Here is a 2,020-nt window from a genome sequence, read left to right as displayed (position 1 = left end):
AAAGTCGTTTGAATGATTTCTTCTTGGTCTACGTGCCATAAAATACTCCATATATTGATGTTTATAACATCATTTGAGGAGCAGAGTATCACTTATAGGAGTTGTTCAAATTTCCGGATCCATCTCTAAGTGAGGAGGAAATGACTCTTACTATTCAGATGTTGTTTCAAGCTTTTTTTGATTGATAGAGTTTTATGTATTAAACTCTATATTGAAAGTAAATATATTGTAAAAATAGTATGTTATTTACTAATTGATTAAATTATTTACACTTATTCTGTATAATGCTCTATGAATTCATTACTTATTTTTTTAAATTAAAAATCATATGCAAAGCTTAAATGATGAAGAGTGTCGCCAAGTTGAAAGTGTAAAACAGCTTTTACAAAAAAATTTTAAAGATAAGCTTTATGCTATTTATTTATATGGTTCGTATGTTGATGGTGGTTTAAAACATAAAAGTGATCTTGATATTTTAGTTATTATTGAACGTGAAATTACCGATCAGGAAAGAAAACAATTAGCGCAGAATTTTCTAAATATATCTGTTCCGATTGGTCATGCTACAGCGCGTGCCTTAGAAATTACGATATTAGAAAAAGGGAGTATTACCAATAAAAATCATCCATATACATATCAGCTACAATATGGCGAGTGGTTGAGAGAAGAATTACTCAAAGGTGAATTACTTTATAGTCAATCTGATCCAGATATTAGTATTTTACTTAAAACTGCCCAATTACATAACATTACTATCTTTGGACCTGATATTTGCGATTGGTTAAATCCAATTAGCTATGAACAATTAATATTTGCCATGCAAAAAACTTATCCACAAATTATTGCTCATTGGAAAGACGATCAGGATGAATGTAATCAAATTTTAGCGCTATGCCGTATAGCTTATACATTAGATCATAAAACAATAGTTGCCAAGGATGTTGCTGCGACATGGTTTTTAGAATTCTTAAGTCAGATAGATCAAGACATTTTGCAACTCATAATAGATGAATATATTGGGCAAGGTCATGAGCAATGTTGGTTAGTTTTACATGATCAGCTTGCTAAAATTGTTAAAGAATTACAGCATAAAATTGAACCACTACTTTTTAACTGATGTGGAAGTAATGGATATGCTTCTTAGATTATTACCTCACTATATCTCTAAATACCGAAGAGACTTGATATTGCAAAGGGGGGCGTGGTTGGAGTTGCATGAAGATTTTAAATAAAAGCGGAGGAACTAGGGTAAAAGTTGCCAAAAAGTTTCTTCTGAAATGACTTTTATATTATGACGTTTAAGCAAAGCGGAGGTAACTCCATTGCCATAGATCTTATTCCCATTAAATTGACCATCGTAAATCATTGAACTACCACATGAAGGGCTATTTTCTTTAAGCACTACCAGAGTAGCTTTTAATAATTGAACTTTTTTTAAAGTTCTATATGCCCCTTCAATACAGATTGAAGTCACATCCTTTCCTGATTTTTCAATTACACAGGCTTTTCCATCTAAGACATCATCGCCATTACCTCCCGAAATCTCGGCAGGTTCGCGTGGTGTTGATAAACCGCCAAGAATCTCTGGACATACCATAGTAGCTTTTCCATCTTTGACTAATTTTTCGATTTTTTCGTTTAAGCTATGCGTCCCGTTATAACGTACCTTTAAGCCAGCCAGACAAGAACTTACTAAAATCATATTTCCTCTATGAAAAAGATATGTATCGATTTGCTATTTAGCCAGTACCTATTATTTTTTAAAATTAATAGGTTAGTGCTATGGATAAAACAAGAATTTAAATATGATCAATGCAAAGTGAGTTATTTTTTTTCTAACCCACAAAGCTTATAGATTAGTTTGATCCTTTTTGTTTAGAAAATTTATCAATAGAGTGGGAGTGACGGGCACTGGCTGGCAATGTCTAGCAACGGCAGGCATTTCGGCTGAGGGTAAAAGAACTTTCCGCTAAGCGATAGACTGTATGTAAACACAGTATTGCAAGGACGCGGAACATGC

The 2,020-nt window shown here is 32.9% G+C and carries 2 protein-coding genes; one reads left to right on the top strand and one right to left on the bottom strand.

Translation table 11 applies throughout. From position 1 onward, the window contains the following. Window positions 1-328 precede the first annotated feature (328 nt). Entirely contained in the window at window positions 329-1,117 is a 789-nt protein-coding gene (locus tag FTU64_RS16170; protein ID WP_038350081.1) for an aminoglycoside adenylyltransferase domain-containing protein, read from the top strand. A 126-nt stretch (window positions 1,118-1,243) separates the two neighbouring features. Here FTU64_RS16170 and FTU64_RS16165 read toward each other — a convergent pair whose 3' ends face one another. After that, complete coding sequence (locus FTU64_RS16165; RefSeq protein WP_180060302.1) at window positions 1,244-1,702, bottom strand: DUF523 domain-containing protein; 459 nt, start codon at window positions 1,700-1,702, stop codon at window positions 1,244-1,246. Between the last annotated feature and the right edge of the window lie 318 nt (window positions 1,703-2,020).

The sequence above is a fragment of the Acinetobacter sp. YH12128 genome, assembly GCF_013418655.1.
GTDB classification, from domain to species: domain Bacteria; phylum Pseudomonadota; class Gammaproteobacteria; order Pseudomonadales; family Moraxellaceae; genus Acinetobacter; species Acinetobacter amyesii.
This window is presented reverse-complemented; position numbering and strand designations above follow the sequence as displayed.

Excerpts from the sequence above, each read along its gene's own strand:
- FTU64_RS16165 (WP_180060302.1), bottom strand. The coding sequence starts at position 1,702 with ATGATTTTAGTAAGTTCTTGTCTGGCTGGCTTAAAGGTACGTTATAAC.
- FTU64_RS16170 (WP_038350081.1), top strand. The coding sequence starts at position 329 with ATGCAAAGCTTAAATGATGAAGAGTGTCGCCAAGTTGAAAGTGTAAAA.